This is a genomic window from Youngiibacter fragilis 232.1, from assembly GCF_000495435.3.
In the GTDB taxonomy this organism is placed as follows: domain Bacteria; phylum Bacillota; class Clostridia; order Clostridiales; family Clostridiaceae; genus Youngiibacter; species Youngiibacter fragilis.
This window is the reverse complement of record NZ_AXUN02000038.1, coordinates 1-567: the sequence shown is the minus strand read 5'-3', so window position 1 is coordinate 567 and position 567 is coordinate 1. Positions and strand designations below refer to the sequence as shown.

1 protein-coding gene is annotated in these 567 nt (G+C 43.6%); it reads left to right on the top strand.

Annotation, left to right across the window (positions count from 1 at the left end; genetic code table 11):
- Positions 1–44: 44 nt before the first annotated feature.
- Positions 45–567 (top strand): transposase (locus T472_RS02495; RefSeq protein ID WP_242864752.1); only part of this gene is annotated, 523 nt, incomplete at its 3' end.

The following is a 567-nucleotide window of genomic DNA, read 5'->3' as shown; positions in this document are numbered from 1 at the left end:
CTAGCTATGTGCTGTTTGATACATGGTTCTGCAGTCCGTCCTCTTTGATTGCAATCAAGGAAAAGAGCATTGATGTCATTGCCATGGCTAAGAAGAGTTCCAAACTGCTCTATCTCTTTGAAGGAAACAAGATGTCTGCAATGGATATCTATCGCATGTGCAAGAAGCGCAGAGGCAGGTCGAAGTATCTTCTTTCCGTAGAGGTCTCAGTCCAGAAAGATGGCCAGTCACTACCAGTGAGACTTGTGTTCGTGCGAAACCGCAACAAATCCAAGGACTACCTGGTGCTTGTATCAACTAATGTCACAATATCTGAAAGTGAAGTAATCAGGATATATGGCAAAAGATGGGATATCGAGGTTTTCTTTAAAGTATGCAAATCCTATCTCAACCTTTCTGGTTCCTTCAAAGGGCTGTCTTACGACGCGCAGATGGCACATGTAGCCATAGTGTTTACACGATATACCCTGCTCGCCATTGAGCAAAGATTCAATAATGATGACCGTAGCTTAGGGGAACTGTTCTATCTTGTGTGCGACGAACTTTCGGACATCTCATTTGAACACT